Raw genomic sequence first — 25,359 nt, 5'->3', positions numbered from 1 at the left:
CTTTCTTGATTTTAACAGCCGTACTTGCTACAATTAAGGTCTGGCACGTGGTACCTTGGTGCAACAATGGGTGCGCTGCTACAGAGCATGGTACCGGCTTATTTTACGGAGAAGGAGTGAGGACATGGGCAAGAATGATGGACAGAGTAAAGTGCTCGCACAGAATAAAAAGGCTTCCCATGACTACTTCATTGAAGATACGTATGAAGCGGGCATGGTGCTTACCGGAACGGAGATCAAATCTCTTCGTAACGGCCGTGCGAATATTGGTGATGCATTTGCCACGATTCGGAACGGTGAGATTCATATTCATAATATGCATATTAGTCCTTTTGAACAAGGGAACCGAAATAATCCACTTGATCCGACACGTACGCGTAAGTTGTTAATGCATAAAGTGCAGATTCACAAGCTGCTCGGGCTGTCGAAACAGGATGGGTACAGTATTGTGCCACTGAAAATCTATATCCGTAATGGTTATGCGAAGCTGTTGCTCGGACTGGGTAAAGGTAAGAAGCAGTTTGATAAGCGTGAGACTGCAGCCAAGCGGGATGCACAACGTGATATTCAACGCGCAATGCGCGAGAAGCAGAAGGTTGCACGTTAAGTGGAGCGCTGGGTGTGAAAGTTTTACTTTAGGTGCATAAGTTAGGTTTTCGTGATGGAGTTAGGAAGGTTGATGTTCGAGTTAAGGAGTCTCAAGGTTGTCCTGCAATGGGCAAGGTTGAGGCTTTTTTATTTGTACTAGCGAAAGTAATTAGATGAGGTTGTTGAAGTGTGCTGTGAACTGAATTTTTGTGATATGTGTAGAAGAAGTAAGTAGGAGCATGGAATATGGCGTAGTGATGAATCAAAATTACTCGCTCTTGCGTAGTTTGCCTGATTCGTGGGTAAAATACTTAGGTGCCGATGTTTGTGATCCGATCTGGGTAAACTTTACTTCCGAATGGTGACGCGGTATAATATGTAGACGATTGAGCCTGTTGTATTGGATAACTTTGTACACTTGCTCAGCCTGTTGGAACGTTTTCCAACAATCTATACTATATCGGCTTGCTGCTCTATGTTATGATTACTCATGTAGCAGACAGGAATGCCGAGTTTGAAAGAAGCATCTTTTTACCTTGGAGGAAAAAGATGTGCAGCACCTTTGCTCCGTATTCACGGATTAATCCTGGAGCCCTTCTTATATGAGGGGGCGTTTATGGATTCGACGGGGATAGTTCGAGCATGGGTAGCGGGTAGTGGGGACGCGTCCGCTTCATCAACGCTAAAGCCTATTAAACGGCAAACAACAAACAAACTACGCTTTCGCAGCCTAAGAAACTGTGTGCGTGCTTCTAACCTGCATCGCCCATGTGACAGGATTAGGGGCTAACAAGTAGTGGGATACGCTGTCACATCTCCGCCTGGGGTGTGCTGAAGAAGACAATCAGGCTGACCCAACGTATAGCCGGTTACGGGGCGATACTCGGGTGACATCAAAACTGTGACTACACCCGTAGAAGCTTATGTGTCGTTATCTTCGGACAGGGGTTCGACTCCCCTCGCCTCCATTAGAGTCAAGAAACCATCAACCAGTAATCTGGTTGGTGGTTTTTTAGTTTATGATATAATAAACAGAAATTTAGATTGGGGGACTCAAGATGTTCGAAAATCGAGAACAGCTCCAAGGAATTCTAAAGAAGGCAAATCAACATGCACGGAAACAAGCTAAAGAATCAGGTGCCTCTATTTATTATATAAAGAATAACAAACGCGTTCGTGAAGATGCTGAAGGTAATAAATTCGAAATTATTTTTGATTCTACTAGGAAACGGCAGGAGTTTGATATATCATGAGTGAAACCAAACCAGTCATGACTGTGTTTGCCGGAACCAATGGCCGTTATCTTCGGGTCAAAGGTTCGATACCCCCCAACTCCATTAAAGTTAGCAAATCCACCAACCATTGTTCTGGTTGGTGGTTTTTTAGTTTATGATATAATAACCTAAATTATATAAATAGAGGAAATTGAGGTATATGTAGGTCGGGAGTAACTCCCGGAAAGTATATCAGGTACATTTAGGCTCTGAAACGTATATAGGTATCTATAGCCTGCTTTAGCTAGATCAAATTATGATAATAGAAAATACATGCGGATCATCCATTGTTATGGGGATTTTAATAGCTTGTGGATCCCACTTGTGTGGAGACTATGCTGACTTGGTACGCGAATTTAGATCTAAGAGAGTAGAGTGGATACATCCAAACGGAGACTACTCCCCGCAGAACTTTGGAAGAGGTCCGACTCTCAGGGGCTTTTATATGAAAAACTAATTTTTAACATTAAATATCATATTTTTTGATGCTAACAGAGTAAAGGAGTAGTTATTTTGGATCCATACTTATATTTGTTTTTTCATGTTCTATCACATGCTCTTCTAGGGGCGGTAATTGCATACTGCTTTTTGCCAAGGGATACATGGAAAAATCTTATGATATGTCTATGTTCGGGTGCACTGTGTGGAATAATTCCTGATATTTTTGGGGATAGAAGTGTAGCTCCTTGGTCCCATTCTATATTGTTTACACCCCTTTTAGCTTTTGGAATAGCATATTTGACAAAACTGTTCTATAAAAAAACAAGTTTCAAATTAATCTGGGGATCCTCTATTTTGTCTGTCTTGTTTGGGCACTTATTTTTAGACTATATGGGACATGATTTACCAGCATTCTATCCCCTTAGCGATAAATCATATATTATGGGAGCCATTACATTGGGAGATACCTGGATATGGTTTCCGTTAATTATTGGTCTTGGATTAAGTGTTTTTTTGAGGAACAAGCCTAAATTACCTGTAATTACTTCGATACTATTCATATTGGTATATTTAGTTTTTCGAATAATATCAAAAGAAATAATTGAGCACAAAGTTCAAGTTCAACACCCAGTTCCTGAAAAGTCATATATTATAGTGGAGCCCGATAGTCATTATGAATTTCTTTTAGATCCCAGAAAATGGTTAGAGTTCAGGTTTCGAGTCATCAGTCCTCATTTCTCTAAAGGTGGTGATGCGGGTATATTGGGAGAGAAGTCAGACAAACTATTTTGGTACGATTTTTATCCAGTAGCCTTTGAGATTAATTTATCAAGAGGGAAATACATTTTAATAAATTCACAAAATTCTAAAGTTGTTCTAACTGTTACTAAGGAATGGAAAGAAGGCGGTTCTAACTTTATTGAGGGAAAGTATAATGGAAACCCTCTTACCTACAAAGAAACCACCAATGGTCAGTGGGAAGAAGTTATACCGCAATAGTTTTCTACAGTTACAGTTTCTATCCACCATCAACCAGCGGTCTGGTTGGTGGTTTTTCTGTTTATGATATAATCTTTGTGAAATAAGCTAATGCAGGCCCGATATACTCTGTAATCTCCCAAAGGAGGCAAAGAAGCATGAGCCAAACGCAGCAACAGATCCGCGAGTTTGTTACAGGGATACAAGCATATGTGTCGCCAGTAAATGTGATTAATCCTTGGAGAGATTATGTGACGGGCTATGATATCGGCCCCGAAGCGGTGAAGATTCGGTCGGAACATTTGGTCAGGTATTTGGAACCGCGAATGTGCAAGGCTCGGTACATTTTTATTGCGGAAGCGGTGGGATATCAAGGGGCGAGGTTCTCCGGCGTGCCCTTGACGTCCGAGCGAATGGTTACCGGGAATCACTCGCTGGTGAATCACCAGATGGTTTTTTCAGGTGAGCCGGGTGTCCGAACAAGCCTGCCCAATATCGCCAAGCCTAACCGGAGTCAGGCATTGTATGGATTCGCAGAGCCGACAGCATCTATTATATGGGGCGAAGTGTTATCCAGTTCAAGGTGGAAACCAACGGACTTTATATTTTGGAACATCTATCCCTTTCATCCCTATCAATCTTCTGAAAATAGGATGACGAATCGAACTCCGACTTTGGTAGAGTTGGAGGATGGTGTGTTATTCGCCAGACAGCTTATGCAACTGAATCCTGATGCCCAGATCGTGGCGATTGGCAGAAAGTCAGCAGACACGTTAAGCTCACATCTCATTAAACATCACCATGTTCCCCACCCTGCAAACGGGAGGGCAGTACAATTCCAAAAAGCAGTAAGGTCCATTATCTAGCTCATTTTGAACTGGAGGAATGTAAGGCTAACATGTGCATTTCTTATTGTTCAAGTGTCCGCACATAACGTAATGCATATCCTATAAAGATTGGTTGGTGAAGATAAATGATTGAAAAATACTGGCTTGTGGTGCAATATCCGCTGAAGAGCGCGCAGGGCAGCAAACGAGATCATTGGTTGAAGGAAAAGGTAATGGAATATCTGGAAACTGTTCTGACCCAGGCGGAGTTGGGAGGGGTGGATGGATGTGATATGGGTAGCCGTGTGGCTGATCCGAAGGAATATGTAATGAACATTTTCTGTGTGGTAACGGATGAAGATCGGAGCATAGCGCTAATTAAAAAAGTGCTGAGGGAGAGCCGCCTGGATTACACCCGCATCCAAATCGCTACGATGCCATATGGGACAGAAGGAAGCTACACGCTGAAATATGCCTCCAAAAAAGGCGTTACCGAATTCTTGCTTTGATCACGATTCGCTGTTTCTTACCATAACGAACGGTACTTCTCTTGTCCGAGGGCAGTTTGCCCGGCACTTTCCACACTTAGATCCATTATACGAGAAAATGATGATAGGACTCCCCATACTTAAACACTCGATCAACACACTGTCAGTTGCAAGAATTATGCTCGTACATATCGTAATTTGCTCAAAAGTATGTGCATCTCAAGCTAGTTGTTTACCGCCGTCTTTTGTGTATCAAGATCCTCCGCGAACCCGCTTCACTCTCCATTCTGCAACAAACCACAACTTATTATCTGTACCTCCAGAATTTTATAAAGCAGTGCTCCTTGGGTTTCAAGTCAGGGGGCCCCATACCCGAAGTATTCACAACCATCTGCTCCCCTAATCCTCATTCTACTTCACGCAGTTATACCATCCCCAAGCGATAAAAAGAATTGAGCCTCCTCCATACACCGTCCTATAATATACAATTGTATACAATCCAAGAGAGTGGTGGATAACACAACCGGTCATCCGATCCAAACCGTTAAACCCATCACACTTCGGAACCAAAGGAGGGTCAGAGTGAAAAACAGAGCAAAGGATGCAACAACAGATGCAGGAGCAACAACAGAAGGTGATGCAACAATTGAAGCGAAAGTAACAGCAACAGCATCCGATGTCGAGACCAATGCAGAAGCAAACGAAAATACGAAAGCAAACACAAGACCAAACCCCAGTGCAATGAAGAAGAAGTGGACTCCCCGTTTCAAAGAGTTCATTCAACGCATGCCCAAGACGTTGGCTTTTAAAATTCCGTTTGCCTACTTTGTCATTATTCTGCTAACGGTGGCGTTCAGTGCGTTGGTGTTGAATCGAATCTCGGAAAATGACGCGCAGCGAAAAATTAATGAAGCATCACTGCAGACAATCACATCCATTGAGACCAATGTTAATCTGATGATCGGGAACGTGAACAATTATTCGAAGATGATTTTCTCCGATCCCAACTTGCAGAACCTGCTGCGGCAGGGCAATGTGTACTCCAATTTACAGACACAGTCCAAGGTTAGCGCGTATTTGACCAATCTCATGCAAGCGGTTCCAATTATTGATTCAGTCTATATTTATGATAATTCGGGTCACCGATTCTCTGTCGGTACACAGGAGTGGCCCACGTTTATGGAAGCGAATGTGAAGGAAGCGCCGTGGTACGAACAGGCTTTGAAGCACAACGGACGATATCTTCTCAGGCTGAATGGTGGCAACAACGATAGCGGAGTCTCGGCGACGGGGGAGAATGATGGGCAAGAGGTGGTCTCATTTATTCGCCTCATTCGGGATCTGGATGATACGTCTCCACTTGGCTTTCTGGTCATGAACATCAAGGGGGCATCCATCGCGCAAGCCTACGCCAACCTGTCTGCACCGGATTCATTTCAGGTGGCCATTCTGGATGAGCATCAGCGGGTGATCGCAACCAACGCAACCGATGGAAAGAAGGGCGTGCCTGCGGTATCCGACGCATCCATGTCTGCGGCTTCTGGACAGGAAGGGATGCACGAGATGTTAGAGGCCAATCAGGCCAAGTTAAAACAAGCATTTCAAGAGCAGCCCTCCGGCTTCATCACCTTGCAATCGGGTGGTCAGGAGTATGCGGTAACCTATCGTTCGGCTGGTGATGATCAGTGGAAATTCATCAGCATGAGTCCATACCGGGCTACTGATACCCGTAATAAATCCATGGTGCTGCTCGCGTTGATCCTGCTGGCGGTGAACGGGACTGTCTTTTTTGTAAGTTCATTCATCATCTCGCGCAGTGTCATCAAGCCGATTCACAAGCTGCTTCGCGCCATGCAGAAAGCGCCCAGTGGCAACTTCCGCAAAGTGACGGTTGAGCTGAACAGCTACGAGTTCGAGCAGTTATATGGAGGATACAACCAGATGATTGAGCAGATTGACCAGATGCTGAAACGCATCATTCAGGAGCAGCAGACGATCCGCCGTGCAGAGCTGAATACACTTCAGGCGCAGATCAAGCCGCATTTTTTATATAACACACTGGATTCCATCACCTCCCTGGCCATGTCGGGCATGAACGATAAGGTATGTGAGCTGTTAGAAGCGCTCGGAAGTTACTATCGCCTGAGTGTCAGCAAAGGCCGTGAACTGATTACACTGCACGAGGAGGTTGAGATTGTACGCAATTATCTGACGATCCAGCAGGTACGCTACCCCGGTGTGTTTGAGGTGCAGTACGATATCGATTCAGACTGTGAGCGGGTGATGATTCCCAAGCTCGTGCTCCAGCCGCTGGTGGAAAATTCACTGTATCATGGCATTCGCCCCAAAGGCAGCCCAGGCAAGATAAGCATTCAAGCACGTCGATTCAAGGAAGGGGTACTTCTAACGATTACTGATGACGGAGTTGGCATGTCCGAGGAAGAGATACAGCAGGTTCAACGCAAAGAAATAAACCGTTCTAACCGTTTTGACTCAACGAACTCAATTAACTCAATTAACTCAATTAACTCACAGAACTCAATTAGCTCAACGAACTCATCTATCTCCTCTAGTTCATCTAATCTTTCTAAGATTACCTATAACTCTAAACACAATCCAAGCTTTGGCTTATGGGGAACGATGGAGCGACTTCGTATTTTCTACGAAAGAGAGGATGGACTCAAGCTGGAGAGCGAGGTTGGAAAAGGAACCACCATTATGATAACGATCCCGAAGGGAGCCGATGAATCATGGAATTAACTGTAGAACCTTTAAAGGTATTGATTGTGGACGATGAATACCTTATCCGAAATCTGCTGCGTATGCGTATCGATTGGGAACAGCAAGGTATGACCATTATTGGCGAGGCCTCTGATGCGGAAGAGGCTTTGGGTCAGGTGGAGCTGTTGCGTCCAGACATCGTGTTCACGGACATATACATGCCAAAGATGGATGGCATTGAACTGAGCCGTATCCTCATGGAGCGTTACCCGAACCTAAAAATCGTGGTTGTGACGGGACATGATGAATTTGAGTATGCTCGTCAGAGTGTGAAGCTGGGCATATCCGATTTTATTTTGAAACCCATTCGTGCTTCTGAGTTATTACAGGTTACGGCGAAGCTGCGAGCGACGATTGAGCAGGAGATCGGACGTGAGTACGAGCTGATGAAGTTACGGGAGGAAATGGAGCAGAGCTTGCCTTATCTCAGGGAGAGGTTTGTGAATCAATGGTTAAGTCATGTGGTGCCTGAGGATGAACTACAGGAGAAGGCGCGATTCTTCGGCATTCCTATCTCGTCTGGTGAACCGGGATTACGCATCGCAGTAATAGAGGTGGAGGTTGCTGTACCGCAAGCGAAGATAGATGCACCAGAGGTATATCCACATCTGTCCGAGACATCTCATCAAGTTCATGAAGCTCATCAAGCCCGTCAACCGCACCAACTCAGCCAAGTTCAAGGAGAGCCTCAACACGATCAAACCCATATAAGCCGACATCAGACAGAAGCCCATCCACAACCCGCTGAGGAAATACATATTCTGCTGCGAATGGTAGGCATGAAGCAGGTGCAGGCTTTTTATCCGCAGGATTCGCACACCCTTACCGTTATGGACCCGCATAACCGAATCGTTGTGCTCTCGCTTGGTGCGGATACGAAATTTGCCAATCAGGTACAGCAGCTTCAGGAAGAACTTCAACAGACGCTTAAGCTCGAAGGGTGCGAAGTGGATGTGACTGTAGGGATTGGGCAATGGCAATCAAGATGGGGAAAGGCTTGTGTGGGCTACCGGGAAGCTTGTCGTGCACTCGATTATCAAGCGTTTGTGGGGAAAAATCAGGTCATTTGCTTCGAAGATCTGATCATCGAAGGCGGAAAAAATCCCTACCACTCGGATGCTCAACTGCTCCAACAACTGCAATTTTACGTCAGTGTTGGTGCGCGGGAAGAAGCGGTATTATTGCTGGAGCGAATGCTGTCTGTGCCATTCTCGGACGTTTCACAGTTTCGGATGGCAGCCTTGGATGTGGTTACGGAGTGCCAGCGTGCTGCCATAGAGCAGCAGCTTGAGGGAGAGCATGCATTGAACAAGGAGGCCGTTGCGGCCATTTTTACAGCGAATCATCTGCCTGAACTAAAAAGTATGCTGAAGCAGCATGTCCGCACCATATCGGATGTCATACAAGCCAAGCGACAGGCCAATGAAGGCAATCTGATCGACCGGGTGAAGGCTTATCTTGAAGAGAACATGGGCAATGCGGAAGTGGGGCTTTCCAGCACGGCGGCTGCTTTTTACGTAAGCTCGGGCCATCTGGGACGGCTGATGAAAAAAGAAACCGGGCAGACATTTGTGGAATATCTCACCCAACTCCGCATGAAGAAGGCTGAACTGCTGCTGAAACAGACGGATCTGAAAGGATATGAGATTGGGGAGCTGGTAGGCATCCCGGACCCACACTATTTCAGCGTCTTGTTCAAAAAACATATCGGCCGATCCATGAATGAATATCGAAATGTAAAAACCTGAAAAATGAGAATGTAGTCGGGCGTGTTGGGGAGTGTGGGTAGTGCGGCGAAGGTCTGAGTGCAAACCCGCTTCGGTTGTAATTCCACATATGTTCGAAAATTACAAATCGATGCCTGTTTTCTAAATGGAGAACAAAGCACAGTTTGCCTAAAATATGGGCTAGAACCAACGAAAACACATAGGGAGGTCTGTAGATATGAAAGCGCTATTAAAAAAATCAGCAAGTCTAATTCTGACGTTGGGCATTGTAAGTAGTCTGGCGGCATGTTCATCTGGCTCGTCCGGCGGCGCACAGGGGGAAAGTAATGGCAAGATCAAGCTGACGCTATGGGATCAATCGGTCGGCAATACCGATCCTTCGGCCAAGCTGCTGCCCGAGATTGTGGAGAAATGGAACAGCGAGCATCCAGACATTCAGGTTGAACGTACGGGCACGACAGGAGAACAGTACAAAACCAAAGTCAAAACATCGATTGCAGCTGGTGAAGCGCCGGACCTGTTCTATGGCATGGGAGGCGGCAGCTTCATGCAGCCGTACATCAAATCCGGTAATGTGCTGGAAATCTCAAGTTTCCTGACGGACGATATCAAAGAACGGATGGGCCCGGGTATGGCTGAGGCGATCAATATGGACGGCAAAATCTACACGTTGCCCGTGTACACTCATATCGCCAACCTTTACGTGAACACGGAATTGTTCGAGCAGGCGGGTGCCAAGATTCCGACCACCTATAACGAACTGCTGGATGCAATCGAGAAGCTGAAAGCGGCAGGAATTACTCCGGCTGTGATTGGGGAAAAAGACCGTTGGCCGGGCATGTACTGGTACGACATTATTGCGATTCGCCAAGCAGGTAATGCTGCGGTGATGGAAGCCTTTAAAGATCCGTCAAAGTGGGATTCGCCCGACTTTGTTGCCGCCGCGACCAAGATGCAGCAGCTTGCGCAAGCAGGAGCTTTCAACAGCAGCATGTTCAGCATGAGCTATGACGAGATGCTTGGGGCTTTCAATGCAGGCAACGGGGCGATGATGTTCCAGGCCAACTGGGTAAATGCAGGAATTGAGGATCCGTCCTCCGCAGTCAAAGGCAAAGTGAAAGTGATTCCGTTCCCGGTGTTTGAGGATGGAAAAGGCACAAATACCGAAATCTTCGGCGGAGCTGTCGATGGTTTCTACATCAATCAGAACACCAAACATCCGAAGGAAGCCGTGGAATTCCTCATGTATCTGAGCGAACAGCTTGGTACGCAAGGTTTCCTGGCCGGAGCCGGTCTGCCAAGCTGGAAAACAGATGCACTCGACACGTCCAGTCTGTCCTCCCTGGATCTGTCTGCGGCAGACATTATGAAAACGGCGACCTCATTCATCGCGTGGTGGGATAACATTCTGCCAGCGGAGTCTGCGGAAGCGCACAAAAACCTGATTGCCCAGCTGCTTGCCGGCGATATAACACCTGAGGAGTTCTGCAAACAAATGACACAGCTCAAACCAACAGAGCTAAGTCTGTAGGTTAAACAGCTAAAACCCAAACAAGGCGTGGTCCGGTATATCCCGGTCACGCCTTTGAGAGGAGAACAACAATGAACTCTGTATTTTCCAATAAAGGCACCATAGCTGTCTTCGTACTGCCCACACTGATTCTGTTCTGCGGAATTGTGCTTATTCCAATCTTTGTCTCCAGTTATTACAGTCTGTTGGACTGGAACGGCGTAGGCAGGGGGACATTTATCGGTCTGGACAACTATGTGGAGATGTTTAAGGATACGCGTGTACTGAATTCGATCAAAAACTCCCTGTTATTCGCGGGAGCTTCGGTGTTCATTCAACTGCCGATCTCGCTCGTGCTCGCGCTGATTCTGGCGTCCAACGTCAAGGGGGAAGGGTTCTACCGGACCGTGTATTTCATCCCGGTATTGATCTCAACGGTGGTTATTGCCCAGTTGTGGTCAAAAATCTACAATGCCGATTACGGTCTGCTGAACGTGCTGCTGCAAAATATCGGCTTAGCCCATTGGGCGCAAGATTGGCTGGGTCAGAAGCACACGGCACTTGCGGCTTCTTTTATCCCAACCCTATGGCAGTACGTGGGGTATCACATGCTGCTGATGTACGCAGGAGCGAAATCCGTCTCGCAGGATGTGCTTGAAGCTGCAAGAATGGATGGTGCTTCACGTCTTCGCACGGCTTGGTCCATTATGATTCCTTTAATGAAGCCGATCTTGAAGGTAAGCCTTGTATTTTCGGTTATTGGCGCATTCAAGGTGTTTGACCTGATCTATGTGCTGACGGGCGGCGGGCCGTTCTATACCACTGAAGTGCCGAGCACGCTGATGTACGCCACCATTTTTGATACGTTCCGGTACGGATATGGCAGTGCGATCTCGGTATTTATCATTGTGGAGTGTCTGGTATGTACGATCCTCATTAATTCATTGTTCAAAACGGAATAGAAGGAGGCATGAGGCATGAGTACCGTAGAAGTCATGTTGCAAAAAAAGCCCAAGCCAAGGTCCATCTCCGGACCAATCGGGAAAGTGTTCCTGCAAGCGTTTCTGATCCTCGTTGCGATTGTGCAGATCTACCCGCTCATCTGGCTGGCGCTGTTTTCCTTGAAGGATAACAGTGAAATCTTCAGCGGCGATGTTGCCGGATTGCCGAAGGCGTTTCTGTGGAGCAACTACACCAAAGCCATGTCCGATGGCCATGTGCTGACCTATTTTATGAATAGCGTGCTGGTCACAGCTGCCTCCATTGTCTTGGTACTGATCTTGTCTTCGATGACGGGATATGCAATTACAAGAATGAACTGGAAGCTCAGTGGGCTCACGATGACGATTATTTTGCTGGGCATGATGGTGCCGATTCATGCGGCGCTGCTGCCATTGTTTATTATTTTGAAGAATCTGAGCCTGCTCAACAGTTATTGGTCTCTGATCATTCCCTATGTGGCGTTTGGCATTCCGATGGCGGTATTCATTCTGGGCAGCTTTTTCAAAGGTATCCCGCGAGAGATGGAGGAGTCGGCGGTGATCGACGGCTGCGGTATCTACCGGACGTTTTTCTCTATTATTCTGCCTCTGGTAACTCCGGCTATATCAACGGTAGCCATCTTCACGTTTTTGTCGTGCTGGAATGAGCTGATGTTTGCGGTCACGTTTATTAATAACACGGCTTATCAGACATTGACGGTGGGCATGATGTCGATGGTGGGAACGTACATTACGCAATGGGGCATCATTGGTGCGGGACTGATGATTACGACGGTGCCAACGGTGATTATCTATCTGCTGTTGAACAAACAGGTGCAGAAGAGCATGATCGCAGGTGCGATCAAAGGTTAGTTGGAGACTGGACTAGACCGGAGCCTATGAACATGGAATAATAAGGGGAATATAGCCAGTCAGTTGCAGAGAGGGGTCATTATTTATGGTCAATATCGCGATGGTAGAGCAGGAGTCTGTTGGGGAAAAGGTTGTGGCATTTACGTTTGATGATGGGCCGCATCCGGTGTATACACCTCAAGTACTTGAGATATTCCGTCGTGCCGGTGGGCATGCGACGTTTTTCATGATTGGCCAAGAGATAGAGGCTCATCCGGAGATTGCGGCGGAGGTACACCATGAAGGGCATGAGATCGCAAACCATACATACACGCATCCGGACCTGACCAAGCTGACGCTGGAGGAAGCCGGGGTAGAGTTGCAACGCGCAGAATATCTTGTACATGAAGTTACGGGGCAACCTGCCCGCAGCTTCCGACCGCCGTATTTTGGCGTAAACGATGATATATTGTCTCTGGCAGCGGAACGCGGATATCGCACGATTGGTGCGGTCAACGGTGATGCGAAAGATTGGGATAATCCTGGCGTTGAGCATATCGTGGAGCATACCTGGTCTGCGGTGAAACCCGGCAGTGTGCTGATATTCCATGACGGGTACGGAGACCGTTCCCAGACGGTGGAGGCGGTTCGTGTTCTGGTGGAGGAACTGATCACAGAAGGGTATCGATTGGTGACGGTGAGTGAGCTGCTGGACATTTCTCGTGAACAGGATGAAAAGATAACATAATCAAGTGGACCCATCATTCTTTGAATGACTGGGTCCTTTTTTATATATAATTTGTATAGGAAGAACGGAGCAGAGGTATAAACTTTGCTTGCCCTCTCAAACTACTTTATAATAATAGGCTAAACTAGATTATGTCAGGAGGAAACAATGGACTTTATCAAAAATCAACTAGAAGAACTCGGCATGAGTGGACCCTCCATTGGTTATCTTTCAAACATCATTATGATTATTTTTATCGCACTAATCTCGATATTGGCGAATGTGATTGCCAAGCGAGTGGTACTGAAGACGGTGCATCGTATTGTAAGTAATAACCGTTTCAAGTGGGGCCACATCGTGGTTCAGAAAAATTTATTTCAGAAGCTGTCGCATCTTGTGCCGGCTATTATTATCTATTATTCGGCTTATATTTTCCCGTCTTATCAGGGCATAATTGAGAAAGCAGCAATGACCTACATGATTGTCATCATGATTACGGTAATGAATGCTTTGCTTAATGTATTCGATGATATCTATCGTACCTATGAGGTGTCGAAGATTCGCCCAATCAAGAGCTACATTCAGGTAGCCAAGATCGTTCTGTTCATTATCGGGGGCATTATCGTCATCTCCAGCCTGATTGGACAAAATCCGCTCATTATCCTCAGCGGACTTGGTGCATTATCGGCGGTATTGATGCTCGTATTCAAAGACTCGATCCTTGGTCTCGTGGCTGGTGTACAGCTATCGTCGAACGATATGGTGCGTGTTGGTGACTGGATCGAGATGCCAAAGTATAATGCAGACGGGGACGTTATCGACATTACATTGAACACAGTGAAAGTGATGAATTTTGATAAAACGATTACGATGATTCCAAGCTATGCCCTCATATCGGACTCGTTCCGGAACTGGAGAGGCATGCAGGTGTCCGGTGGCAGAAGAATTAAGCGGAGCATCTATATCGACATCAGCAGTATTCGTTTTTGTACGGAAGAGATGGTGGCTGAATTTGAGAAGATTCATTACCTGACGGATTATGTCACTTCCAAACTTAAAGAAATTCAAGCGTACAACATGGAGCACCAGGTGAATACTGAAAGCAACGTGAACGGCAGACAGCTCACAAATATCGGTGTATTCCGGGAATATATCCATCAATATTTGAGGAACCATCCGAAGATCAATAAAGATATGACGATGATTGTGCGACAATTAGCACCGGAAGATCGCGGGCTGCCTCTGGAAATCTATGCATTCAGCAATGATATCAACTGGGGTGTATATGAGAACGTTCAGGCGGATATCTTTGACCATATCTTCGCGGTGGCGTCAACTTTTGGACTGCGGGCCTTCCAGAATCCAACTGGACATGACATTGTGCAACTGAAAGAGGATAAACAATTGGTGCGAGAGTACTAGGGGCTCATAACAGCTCTATCCTTTTCAATATACTATTCATTCATAAGCCATTAACTCATCTGGGTTAATGGCTTTTTGTCTGTGATATAATAGGCATATTTTAAGAACGAAGAAGTAGGGGGAACGTGTATGGATTGGGAAGCTCATATCGAACAGTGGAGCCGAACGGCCGTTAGATTACTGGATATTCGGTATTATCGTGCGGAGCATGGAACGGTTCCTGATCACGATGTGGCGCATAACAGCTTCTTCTTAATCACTACGCATGGAGAAGCCAGGATAAGGATATCAGGCGAGGTCTACCAGACTCATTCAGCATACATATTGCACGGGGGAGCAGATGCTGGGTTAAGTATTACACCGTTGGAACAGGACTTTGCCTGTTATCTGATTATATATACAGCGAAGTGTGCATCGCCGGAAGATCGAAAGGGTTTCCAGAGGACGTATGGGTTTGCACCGTATGCATTACTCCCTGTTCAGGAAAAGTGTGAAGCCATGAACCGTCTGTGGCAAGAACCCGCCTCCATAGACAAGCTACAGGCACAGTCGGTTTTTCTTCCGTTGGTGTACGAGATCATGCGGCAACAGATTCAGACATGGGCTAAAAAGGAAAACAGCAAACCCAATATCGTCACTGACGCAATCCACTATATTCACGATCACTACAACGAGCTGATTACAGCCGAGGAACTAGCCAAGAGATACCATTGCAGCGCCAGCTATTTATCCCGTTTGTTCAAAAACCAGATTGGACTAGGACCGATTGAATATCTTATTCATGTGCGGGTTCACAGATCGAAGCAGTACCTTCTAAGATCCGAAGCCCGTATCCAGGAAATAGCAAGCAACGTAGGTTATGCGGATATGTATTATTTCAGTCGCTTGTTCAAAAAGCATACCGGCTTATCGCCAGTACAATTTCGTACACAATATCGGAAACAGGTTCAGGTTCAGTATAATCCATTACGTGGGTTAGAATCGTCTATTGTAACCCCTAACTCCGGTTCTCATAATGAGAATGAGACTTATTATCAACGGATTGGGGAAGGGGACACATCCATGTTTAGATTTTCAAGACCAGCCTTTGGGGCGATGATGTTATTATGCACATCCTTGCTTCTAAGTGCTTGCCAGACCAGCAGTACTTCAGGAGCAACGGCTTCCCAGCCGGCTTCATCAGATACGAATACTGCTGTAGCTACAGACAGCGCAGCTGTGGAAACGCGGATATATAAACATCTGAAAGGCTCAACCGAGATTCCTGTGAACCCACAGCGAGTCGTCAGCTTCTATCACTTGGGCGAATTGATGGCGTTGGGGGTGAAGCCGGTTGGCACAACGACATATATTCTGGATAACCCACTTATAGATGATACTTCCGGTATTTCAGATGTGGGCGTTCCGCCAGATGCCGAGAAAATCCTGTCACTGGAGCCAGATCTGATTGTGACAACGGCAGCATTCGCAGAAGCTGTGGAAGGCGGGTATGATGCACTGAGCCAGATCGCTCCAACCATTGTTGTCGAGCAGTATAATGACCCGATTAAAGATGTGGAGATGTTTGGGGATATTCTCGGGAAACAAGAGGAAGCACGGTTATGGAATGAGCAATTCAAAGCCAAAATCGCAGCGTACAAAGCGAAAATCAGCCCTTATGTTCGTGCGGATGAAACGTATTCTATATTAAACGTGCGTCCAGATGCTCTTTTTGTATACGGAGATACCAATATGGGGGGCAACATTATTTATAAATATCTTGGGTTGAAGCCAGCGGCCAAGGTAGAGTCGGACGTCATTCATGGAGAAACGTGGGAGATTTCCACCGAGGTCATTCCCGAATTTATCGGTGACCGTCTGTTCCTGGCCGTCAATGAGGGAGCTGAGGACAAGCTCAAGGATGTGCAAAAGTTGATTGATGCCTCACCAGCCGGGAAAGCGGGTCACGTATACTCCATTAACTTTGATCAGTTCCTTCCGAGTGACCCTATTGCGGTAGAGAAACAGTTAGACATCATCACAGATATAATTGTAGGAGATGACAAATAGATGTGTATGTCTGTGATAGGTCTACCGAGTTGAAGTGTTCTTGGATGGCTTAGATGTAGAGGAGTTCGCATTGATTCAAGCCGGCGTGAAAGGGTAGAATAACGAGAGGACGTTCATTTTCTAACAATCTAATCTCGGAACGAAAATCTAACCTTTTGGCAAAGGAGAGTTCACACATGAACCATCAGATTCCGGAATATACATTGAACGATGGCTTGAAAGTACCTGCAATTGGATTTGGTACCTATAGTCTGAAAGGTGAAGAAGGCGTTAAATCGATCGCATCTGCCATGGATGCGGGTTATCGATTAATTGATACGGCGTATAACTATGAGAATGAGGCAACCGTGGGCAGAGCAATTAAGCAAAGCTCCATCGCCAGAGAAGACCTGCTGATTTCCTCGAAGCTGCCGGGGCGTTATCACGCTCAGGATAAAGCACTCGTGGCGATTCAGGAATCATTGTACAGAGCGGATCTGGACTATTATGACCTGTATCTGATCCACTGGCCCAATCCGAAGAAGGACATGTATGTCGAGGCATGGCAAGCACTGATCGAAGCCAAAAAGCGTGGATATATCCGATCCATCGGCGTCAGCAACTTCCTGCCTGAGCACAATGAACGCCTGATTAAGGAGACGGGGGTAGCACCGAGCCTGAATCAGATTGAGCTGCATCCGTTCTTTGACCAAGCTGGTCAGCGGGAACAGGATGCGAAGCATGGCATCGTGAACGAATCTTGGAGTCCGATTGGACGTGGCAATGATGCGGTACAGGATATTCTGAAGGATGAGAACATTCTTCGGATCGCGGAAACGCATGGCAAAACACCGACCCAGATCATTCTGCGCTGGCATGTTCAGCTGGGCTCCATTCCAATTCCGAAAGCGGGCTCTTTGCAGCATCAGCAGGAAAATATCAATATATTTGATTTTGAGTTGAGAACAGAAGAGATGCAGGTCATTTCTGCATTTAATCGTCCGGATGGACGGTTGTGGGATCAGGACCCAAGTGAGTACGAAGAATTTTAAAGAAGGACAAGCAATATCTGCCCAACTTTACGAAGCAATATGAAAAACTGTTCGTGTCACTTGCTGCCAAGTATGGATCAATATGAAATTAAATGTGTTCCAGACTGTAAGTACGATGTGATTAAACGCCATTATAACCTGCGCACCTTTTGGAATAATTATTGGTCCCTCTGGGTTACCGGTGAAATTCCAAAGGGTGTTTTTAATTGAATTTTATCTAGGCATAGCCTACCTTATCGGGCTATATTAATAACGATAAGAGCATACATCTGTGGAATTCTGGATGGCAAGAAGCATAGCAATGGGGTCATGAGCAGGTTGTTCAGGGGAGGGCGATGTTTAGTGGTGGCTAACTGGTGGTTCGCGCTGATTATTATGGTTGTGGTGAATGGAATTGTAGCCTGGAGTTTATGGACGGGGGAACAAACAAGTAGAAGGGCGAAAAAGTGGTTTTTTATTGTGGCTAATCTTATCGGGGTAGGGCTTGCCATCTCTCAATTTTTCTGGATGGACTTCAACTAGGATGCAGTGGTGGTATGAGAATATAACGTGTAATACATAGAAAATAAGGAAGGGCTGCTCCCATGTCAGATATGACAGGAGGCAGCCTTTCATTATTGGAGCATTTTAAGGGTTGTTGCAGTTTTCCGCGTTGCGTAAGTTCTGCTAGTGTCTCGCAGGAATACGGAAAGTTAGAATCTCATACGGTTTGATATCAAAAGAAATCCGACCATTTTCCACGGCGCATTCCGCTTCGTTATTCTCAAGCAAATCACACGCGTACGCCGTGGCACCTGCTCCTTCAGGCAATTGCAGGGAAGCACGGCTGCGGCGGCCATGTGCTTCATAGAGACGGATGATCATATCATCGTTGTTCTCGGCTTTTTTGATAACCTCCAGCACGACATTATCCTGATCAACCGTTGCGAGTGACCACAGCCCAGGTAACGTGCCGGTTTGCGATGCAATCTCACGAGCAACCAGCGGACGGTTGAGATCATAAGCAGCCTGGATGACACGTCCTTCGCGGAAATCGCCCTGATGCGGATAGAGCGCGTAGGTGAATACGTGCTGCTCTTTGTCAGCATTTTCATTCGGGTACGTTGCGCTCTTGATCAGTGACAGTCGCATCACCGAGTTATGAATATCATATCCGTATTTGCAATCGTTCAGCAGAGCAGCGCCGTACCCGTTCTCCGCCAGATCGGCCCACTTCTGTCCGCACACTTCGAACCTGGCTTGATCCCAGCTCGTATTATGGTGAGTAGCACGCTCCACATTGCCGTACTGGATCTCGTAGACCGCTTTTTCACTCCAGATATCCAGCGGGAAGGCTGCTTTCAGCAGCAAATGCTCCTGTTTCCAATCCACTAACGTGCGGAAATCAATTCGGCGTGTATGCGCGTAGAAGATAATCGTTTGTTCAACGACAGAGTCCAGGAACTGTCGCTTCACTTGCAACACGGAACGCACCGGCCCGCTTTCAACCCACTCCAGTGACTGCAGGTTGTTAATCTCCCACATATGCTGTTCATAATAGTCGTCAATGTTCCATGCCTCATATTCCGCAGGTCGATCCTCGAACACTTGCAGCACATTACCACGCTTGCCAGACTGAAGCAGCTCACGCCCCTCCAGCTTGTCCCATACGGATATGAACTCGGCACGTTCATTCAGTTGAATATCGAACCAAGGTGTATGGATGTGACGCTGATTGGCTTCCCACTGTGCAACCGATACGCTCGCGACAAGTTCGTCTGTCAGATCCGGTGTGATTCGGAAGGATTTATACCCGGATGCCGGCACGTTCTCTGCAAGGAACACAAGTCCGCCTTCAGGAGTACGCTGGCTTGGTACAGGGCGATCTCCATCATGGACGGTCACTTTTCTCGCAAAAGCAGGCAGTTCAACCACATCTGTTCGTACGAATCCGGTGGTGTTGAATACGACAATGGCTTCGCCATCAGATGTAATTTGGCTTGCAATGCCGTTCAGTGCGCTGTCTTTCAGCTCATCCGTGACACGCAGCACTTCTTCATATTGCTCTTTGGAATCCACATATACCTGCTCAATGGAGCTGCCCGGCAGAATATCATGGAACTGATTCAGCATCGTCAGCTTCCATGCGTGCTCCAGTGCATCGGTTGGATAGGCTGCCTGGGCATTCGCCTGACGATGAATCATGGCATACAGCTCGGCATCAGCCAACGCAAATTCGCTATGACGGTTGTACCGTTTGTTGCGGGCCATGGAAGTGTAGGTACCGCGGTGATACTCCAGATACAGCTCACCCGACCATCGGGGAACGGAAGGCACATCCACCAGATTTTGCTCCAACTTCTCGAAAAACTCGCGTACAAAGGTACGTTTCACCGCAGGCACACCCGGCAATCCAACATCAAGTCGTCTGCCATGCTCCAGCATCTCTTCGGTTGGTCCGCCGCCGCCATCCCCGAATCCGAAACATTGCAGAACATCTGCATTGATGTTTTTGTTCTGGTATCGCTGCCACGTGCCTTTGACTTGGGAGGCGTTGAATCGTCCATTATAAGTCGTCTCGAAGCGGCGTTGTCTGAAATCGGGATGCTTGTCATAGTCTGTTGCTGTGATGAAATGCGTTAAGACCTCTGATCCGTCGATGCCTCTCCAGTACATCGTGTCGTTCGGAATCTGGTTCGTATCATTCCAGGCAATTTTGGTGGTCATAAAATAATCAATGCCACTCTTACGCATAATCTGCGGCATCGCTGCACTATAACCAAATACATCCGGCAGCCAGAGCACACGGTTCTCCACGCCGAACTCTTCCTTGAAGAAACGTTTGCCGTAGATAATCTGACGGATCATGGATTCGCCGGAGATCAGGTTACAATCGGCTTCCAGCCACATCGAACCTTCGGCTTCCCAGCGGCCTTCAGCTACCTTTTCCTTGATTTTTTCATAGAGAGACGGGTAGTCTGCTTTCAGGTACGCATATAATTGGGGTTGCGAGGACATGAACGTGTATTCTGGGAACTTGTCCATGAGATATAGTACACTCGCGAAGCTGCGAATGACCTTCTCCCGGGTCTGATCCAATGTCCATAGCCATGCCACATCGATATGCGTGTGTCCGATACAGTGAACGGTTGGGATGTGATCACCCGCAGGGCGAGCTTCACCATAGACATGGTCTTGCAGATATCGACGCGCTTCCAGCACTGAAGCATGGAATTCTGCGCTGTTCTCCTGACGCAAATCTAGCAGATTCACGGCTTTATTCAGATGTTCGACCAAATTCAGCCGCTCCAGATCATCCTCACGCAGCAGATCCGCCGCATCGAGCGCAGCCTTAAGATCGTAATATAGATCGGTTACAGGCTGATGATGCTCAGCTACATAGACATTGAGAAAGACATCGGCTGCCGAAGTACTACAGTACGCATATAGAGCCAGTTCGAATTCGTCCCCTTTTGCCGCAGCAGGTGTCAGGTCAATTTCCGTATGGTTCACATCCAGACCACAGATCAATTTCCCATTCAGGAAAGCCAGAAATTGCGGATTATCATAGTTCCAGATATCATCCGCACCGGTGACAATGGTACATACGACTTTTTTTCCTTCCATATGATCCGGGATGCGAATCCGGGTTTTGAAGCAGCTGTGTACATCTTTGCCGCCCCAGCCATCCCCTTTACGAAATACGTTCCAGGAGGAAGGGTCTTCATGCACCAGTTCCCAGGAGTGGTAACCACTTTCTTTATGATAAAGCTCCGGTATATATGTCTTTGAGGTCAGTCGTGCACGTTCCAAGTGTTTAACTATGGTATGGATCCGAGTATACAAGGAATTCATTTTCATGTTGGTTTCCCACCTTGGTTTGTAGTAAGTACAGGCTGTAGTCGTCGTTGGAGCAAGTATACTGCAAGCGCTAACATATCAACTCTATCATAACAAAGGGGAAAGGGAGCAAACTACGTAATGTATGCTGAAAAAGACGTATTTTTATTGCATTTCATGCTAAAATAAAATCATTAGTATCGGGATAGGAGGCATGTCCATGACAACATCCGTTTTGACATACGAGCAGGGATATGTAATCCATGTCAATCAGCCTGGAGACGAACTCTTTTATCATTTGGACTATGACGAGCGTTCTCATGATCTGAATATGGAGTTTCAGCACTTTCATGATTTCTATGAAGTCTGTATTCTTCTGGATCGTACGGCTGCGCATATTATTGAAGGCAGTTTATATGAGATTCAGCCATTGGATATCGTGCTGCTGCGACCTTCTTTGCTGCATAAGACGCAGTATCCGAAAGGTACACCGCCAAAACGGTTGATGATTAATTTTGCGATGCCTCGCCATATGCCCGGACTTGAGAACGGTTACAATGAACTATTCTCCATTTTTGATGAAGAGGTTCCGATTTTCCGCTTTCCGGAAGAAAGGCGCAAAGAAATCCTCGCGCCCATCAATGATATTTTTGCCATATCCCAGCAGCGCTCTACACTTCAACCGGTTGTGATCCATCATAAATTTGTAGAGTTTCTGTGTGCCATTCATCGTTACGCGGCAGAGAACGGGTATGTGCGAGAAGAGACAGGATCATCGATGTCCCGGCGCATGTATGCCATTGCATCCTATATTCACAGCCATTATCAGCAGGATTTATCTTTGGAAGAGGTATCCAGGCGGTTTTATGTAAGTGCCCACCACTTGTCCCGCCAATTCAACAGGGTCACTGGTTTTACCTTCACGGAGTATGTGCAGATGACCCGTATTCGAAATGCCCAGCAATTGCTGCTGAATTCGAGTGAAAAAATTACGGACATTGCTGCACAGTGCGGGTTCGCCAGTTTTTCCCAGTTCAATCGCATCTTCAACAAACAGAGCGGCATGTCACCAAGTGCCTATCGACGGAGCAGACCATCGCAGAGCAAACATGAAATGATGCTTGTGGGTGAAAGACACGAGTGACGATGGCGCCTAGCGTGAGATAACAAGCGGAGTGATGGACAGGCTTAGCTTGCTAGTTAACGGGCTATTTTTCTGGACAGAAGATTTTTATGAAAATAATAGTTAACGACATGGATAGGATTCAGTCCATTTGATTTGGCTAGGGACAGACCGCCATCATACATTCGATAGACCTTGTCACAATATTCAAGCATACGCTCATCATGGGTAACCATAATGGCCGCTTTTTGGCGTGATTTCACTTCTTGCGCGATTAGACTAACCACTTCATGGGCTCGTTTGGTGTCCAAACTGGCGGTTGGTTCATCGGCCAAGATGATGTTGGGATTATTCATTAATGAACGCGCAATGGCTGTCCGTTGTTTCTCACCACCGGATAACTCTTCGGGAAAACTTTTCAACTTCAAACCCAGCCCCAGTTCTTCCAGCAGTTTGGTGGCAAATGCCTTATCCTCTTTTTTGACCGTTCCCGCCATTCTTTTTACAACTAACAGTTGATCGAGAACATTTAGATAGGGAACTAGATTGGAAGATTGCATAATAAATCCAACTTCTTGCAGCCGTATAGTAGATAGCTCTTTCTCCGTAAGCTTCGAAATATGATTTCCGTTTAGTTGAATATCTCCTTCGGAGGCTTTCAGCATGGCCCCAGCAATAGACAAGAATGTACTTTTACCAGAACCAGAAGGTCCAACGACAGCAACAAATTCCCCCGGTTCCACGGATATGGATACATGATCGAGCGCGGTGATCCGATTGTTTCCTTCGGCATAATACATGGTGACTTCCCGCATGTGCAATCCCTTACTCATTATTCAACCCTCCCGAGCGCCTTAAGCGGATCAATCTTCGTAATTTTGCGAACAGATACCAGTGAACTTAACATAGCGATAACCAGCAGGATAATAGAATAATTGAAGACAAGGCTGGTCTCCAGCTTAAATGGCATTCCTTTTGGCATAATTGCTGCTGTCCCATAAGTCAGCAAGATTCCAACAACAATGCTAGTCAGGGAAAGGACAAACACTTGCGAGATAATGGCTTTTCCCAAGAAACGGTTGCTGGCACCGATCGCTTTCATAATGCCAAACTGGTTGGTCTTTTGCATCGTAATGACATAGAAGAATACCCCGAGTACAAATGCAGAGATCGCGAGCAGAAAGGCAAGCATCATCAGAATCGTTCCGTTCTCTTCTTTGTATCCTGGCATGCCTTGCACAGCTTCCGACCGGGTAACGGTATCCGTACTGGATAACTCTTTATTTATAGCTTCTGGATCAATATTCTCGCCTTGTAACATGATCGCATTAACCGGTCCTTCAATTCCTTTATCCGAACCTGGAGCCGCAAAGGCAATCTTCCGCCATTCAGCCATTGGCGTAAATACGGATGCAACGTGGTTATAAGTCTGATTCTCCACAAATCCGATAATGGTCAATGATTCCGTCGTGCCATCCAGTTGAAAGGTGTCCCCGATATTATAGCCCTCATCTTTTAGGGTCGAATTCACAACTACCCCGGTGGGATTCTCGGAAGACAGGCTTTCACCTTCTACAATTGCTGGCTCCAGGAAGCTTCCTGGGTTAATTCCTATAATCGCTATATCGACTTTATCTTCATTCTTGGTACTCGTTTCTTTCATTGCTGTTGCCATTGAACTACCCATAGGTGATGCAGCATCCACATTAGGAAGTTGTTCCGCCTTCGCCACCAGTTGATCCGACAGCAGTGACTTGCTCATGGAAGACTGAGCCCCTTCTTCAAAGATGACATACTCAGCCTTCATGGTCTTGAATGTTGATGCGGCTAGTGTAGACAATCCATTTCCCAGACCGGATAAAATAAATACCAACCATGCCATAAGTACGAAGATGATGATAATCATCAAAAACTTTATTTTACTATGCATTAGCTCCTTCATCGCTAAAAACATGATCTGTTCAACTCCTTCTCTTTTTTTGACACATGTGTCAAATTAGATGCGCGGCCACGCGGTCTTCATCATTAAACGACATAAATGACACTTGTGTCAAATTAAATCCAAGAACAGAGTTAGCTCTTGGCTCCTCCGATCCACATTTGGAACAGCAGCTTTCCCCAATCAGGCGTAGGGATATTCATCATGTTAGGCGTATTAATCAAGTTGAAGAATACACCAACAAGTACAGGTAGAGGGATATCTTGCCGGAGGGCCTGATCCTGCTGTGCGCGTTCAAATAAGCGTGATAATTGAATTTTGAGGGTCTGATGTGCTTCCTCAATGAATTCAAGATCTCTCGCTGCCGCAGCAGAATTAGTCGTATTAATTTTGCTGGCATCTCCCAGAAGTTGATGGAGCGTCGATTCTTCTGCGTAGATCAGAAGCAGTTGCTCAAGAGCATCCATGGGATCAGTCTCATCAACGGCCAATGAATTCTCCAACACGGTTGCTATTACACGCTTCATACAAGCAGCAACAATCTCTTCTTTATTGGCGTAATATTGATATATCGTGCTTCGTGCTCCGGAGAGATGCTGTGAGAGCAGCTTGAGATGAAAACCGTCGTAACCATGCTCCAGAATTAATTTCTTGGTTGTATCCAGTAGTTCTGTTTCGGTAAAAGATTGTTTTCTTCCCATTGAATCTCTTCCTTTTTCTCATCTATAAAATCTGTATTGTATTCATAATACCTTATATATGTGATGCTTTGGATTTCGCCGATATATATTCAGTTTAGCATA

Annotated in this window: 21 protein-coding genes and 1 other RNA gene; 18 read left to right on the top strand and 4 right to left on the bottom strand. The window is 46.4% G+C overall.

Annotation, left to right across the window (positions count from 1 at the left end):
• Nucleotides 1–124: 124 nt before the first annotated feature.
• The 17 genes from smpB to ACX9NY_RS22645 all read left to right on the top strand — a co-directional run bounded on the left by smpB (nucleotide 125) and on the right by ACX9NY_RS22645 (nucleotide 18,197).
• The gene (gene smpB, locus ACX9NY_RS22725; RefSeq protein WP_062837738.1) at nucleotides 125–607 is read left to right on the top strand and encodes an SsrA-binding protein SmpB; all 483 of its coding nucleotides are present in this window, start codon (nucleotides 125–127) and stop codon (nucleotides 605–607) included.
• 587 nt (nucleotides 608–1,194) lie between these two features.
• Nucleotides 1,195–1,559, top strand: a transfer-messenger RNA (tmRNA) gene (gene ssrA / locus ACX9NY_RS22720).
• 87 nt (nucleotides 1,560–1,646) lie between these two features.
• Complete coding sequence (locus tag ACX9NY_RS22715; protein WP_472475239.1) at nucleotides 1,647–1,841, top strand: hypothetical protein; 195 nt, start codon at nucleotides 1,647–1,649, stop codon at nucleotides 1,839–1,841.
• Complete coding sequence (locus tag ACX9NY_RS22710) at nucleotides 1,838–1,981, top strand: hypothetical protein (protein ID WP_472475237.1); 144 nt, start codon at nucleotides 1,838–1,840, stop codon at nucleotides 1,979–1,981. Before ACX9NY_RS22715 ends, ACX9NY_RS22710 begins: the two co-directional genes overlap by 4 nt.
• A gap of 394 nt (nucleotides 1,982–2,375) precedes the next feature.
• A complete protein-coding gene (locus ACX9NY_RS22705; RefSeq protein WP_472475235.1) occupies nucleotides 2,376–3,302 on the top strand; it encodes a metal-dependent hydrolase in 927 nt (308 codons plus the stop codon).
• 137 nt (nucleotides 3,303–3,439) lie between these two features.
• Complete coding sequence (locus tag ACX9NY_RS22700; RefSeq protein WP_472475233.1) at nucleotides 3,440–4,147, top strand: uracil-DNA glycosylase; 708 nt, start codon at nucleotides 3,440–3,442, stop codon at nucleotides 4,145–4,147.
• A gap of 107 nt (nucleotides 4,148–4,254) precedes the next feature.
• On the top strand, nucleotides 4,255–4,617 hold the full coding sequence (locus ACX9NY_RS22695) for a hypothetical protein (RefSeq protein ID WP_472475231.1): 363 nt from the start codon (nucleotides 4,255–4,257) through the stop codon (nucleotides 4,615–4,617).
• 561 nt (nucleotides 4,618–5,178) lie between these two features.
• Nucleotides 5,179–7,356 carry a cache domain-containing sensor histidine kinase gene (locus tag ACX9NY_RS22690; RefSeq protein ID WP_472475229.1) on the top strand — a complete coding sequence of 726 codons (2,178 nt, stop codon included), beginning with the start codon at nucleotides 5,179–5,181 and terminating at the stop codon, nucleotides 7,354–7,356.
• On the top strand, nucleotides 7,347–9,125 hold the full coding sequence (locus ACX9NY_RS22685; RefSeq protein WP_472475227.1) for a response regulator transcription factor: 1,779 nt from the start codon (nucleotides 7,347–7,349) through the stop codon (nucleotides 9,123–9,125). The genes ACX9NY_RS22690 and ACX9NY_RS22685 overlap by 10 nt, the downstream gene beginning before the upstream one ends.
• A gap of 196 nt (nucleotides 9,126–9,321) precedes the next feature.
• Nucleotides 9,322–10,635, top strand: a complete 1,314-nt coding sequence (locus ACX9NY_RS22680) for an extracellular solute-binding protein (protein ID WP_472475225.1) — start codon at nucleotides 9,322–9,324, stop codon at nucleotides 10,633–10,635.
• Nucleotides 10,636–10,706: 71 nt separating this feature from the next.
• Entirely contained in the window at nucleotides 10,707–11,576 is an 870-nt protein-coding gene (locus ACX9NY_RS22675) for a carbohydrate ABC transporter permease (RefSeq protein WP_339304843.1), read from the top strand.
• 15 nt (nucleotides 11,577–11,591) lie between these two features.
• A complete protein-coding gene (locus tag ACX9NY_RS22670; protein WP_192136213.1) occupies nucleotides 11,592–12,467 on the top strand; it encodes a carbohydrate ABC transporter permease in 876 nt (291 codons plus the stop codon).
• An 85-nt stretch (nucleotides 12,468–12,552) separates the two neighbouring features.
• Entirely contained in the window at nucleotides 12,553–13,194 is a 642-nt protein-coding gene (locus ACX9NY_RS22665) for a polysaccharide deacetylase family protein (RefSeq protein WP_472475223.1), read from the top strand.
• A 147-nt stretch (nucleotides 13,195–13,341) separates the two neighbouring features.
• Nucleotides 13,342–14,595 carry a mechanosensitive ion channel family protein gene (locus tag ACX9NY_RS22660; RefSeq protein ID WP_472475220.1) on the top strand — a complete coding sequence of 418 codons (1,254 nt, stop codon included), beginning with the start codon at nucleotides 13,342–13,344 and terminating at the stop codon, nucleotides 14,593–14,595.
• A 129-nt stretch (nucleotides 14,596–14,724) separates the two neighbouring features.
• Complete coding sequence (locus ACX9NY_RS22655; RefSeq protein WP_472475218.1) at nucleotides 14,725–16,644, top strand: AraC family transcriptional regulator; 1,920 nt, start codon at nucleotides 14,725–14,727, stop codon at nucleotides 16,642–16,644.
• Between the two features lie 176 nt (nucleotides 16,645–16,820).
• Complete coding sequence (locus ACX9NY_RS22650; RefSeq protein WP_472475216.1) at nucleotides 16,821–17,675, top strand: aldo/keto reductase; 855 nt, start codon at nucleotides 16,821–16,823, stop codon at nucleotides 17,673–17,675.
• A 342-nt stretch (nucleotides 17,676–18,017) separates the two neighbouring features.
• Nucleotides 18,018–18,197, top strand: a complete 180-nt coding sequence (locus ACX9NY_RS22645) for a hypothetical protein (RefSeq protein ID WP_472475214.1) — start codon at nucleotides 18,018–18,020, stop codon at nucleotides 18,195–18,197.
• A gap of 144 nt (nucleotides 18,198–18,341) precedes the next feature.
• Here the strand turns inward: ACX9NY_RS22645 and ACX9NY_RS22640 are convergent, their stop codons facing one another.
• Nucleotides 18,342–21,515 (bottom strand): alpha-mannosidase, encoded by a 3,174-nt coding sequence (locus ACX9NY_RS22640; RefSeq protein ID WP_472475212.1) that lies wholly within the window; start codon nucleotides 21,513–21,515, stop codon nucleotides 18,342–18,344.
• 199 nt (nucleotides 21,516–21,714) lie between these two features.
• Here ACX9NY_RS22640 and ACX9NY_RS22635 point away from each other — a divergent pair, with 199 nt between their 5' ends.
• Nucleotides 21,715–22,638, top strand: coding sequence for a helix-turn-helix transcriptional regulator (locus ACX9NY_RS22635; RefSeq protein WP_339258275.1), 924 nt, complete (start codon nucleotides 21,715–21,717; stop codon nucleotides 22,636–22,638).
• A 56-nt stretch (nucleotides 22,639–22,694) separates the two neighbouring features.
• On the opposite strand, the gene ACX9NY_RS22630 is transcribed toward ACX9NY_RS22635, so the two are convergent.
• The 3 genes from ACX9NY_RS22630 to ACX9NY_RS22620 all read right to left on the bottom strand — a co-directional run bounded on the left by ACX9NY_RS22630 (nucleotide 22,695) and on the right by ACX9NY_RS22620 (nucleotide 25,257).
• On the bottom strand, nucleotides 22,695–23,450 hold the full coding sequence (locus ACX9NY_RS22630) for an ABC transporter ATP-binding protein (RefSeq protein WP_472475209.1): 756 nt from the start codon (nucleotides 23,448–23,450) through the stop codon (nucleotides 22,695–22,697).
• Complete coding sequence (locus ACX9NY_RS22625) at nucleotides 23,450–24,571, bottom strand: ABC transporter permease (RefSeq protein WP_472475207.1); 1,122 nt, start codon at nucleotides 24,569–24,571, stop codon at nucleotides 23,450–23,452. The genes ACX9NY_RS22630 and ACX9NY_RS22625 overlap by 1 nt, the downstream gene beginning before the upstream one ends.
• Nucleotides 24,572–24,690: 119 nt before the next feature.
• Nucleotides 24,691–25,257, bottom strand: coding sequence for a TetR/AcrR family transcriptional regulator (locus ACX9NY_RS22620; protein ID WP_192136206.1), 567 nt, complete (start codon nucleotides 25,255–25,257; stop codon nucleotides 24,691–24,693).
• Nucleotides 25,258–25,359 lie beyond the last annotated feature (102 nt).

The organism is Paenibacillus sp. CB74, assembly GCF_055687625.1.
Note: the sequence above shows the minus strand (reverse complement) of the source record. Positions and strands in the feature narration are given on the sequence as shown.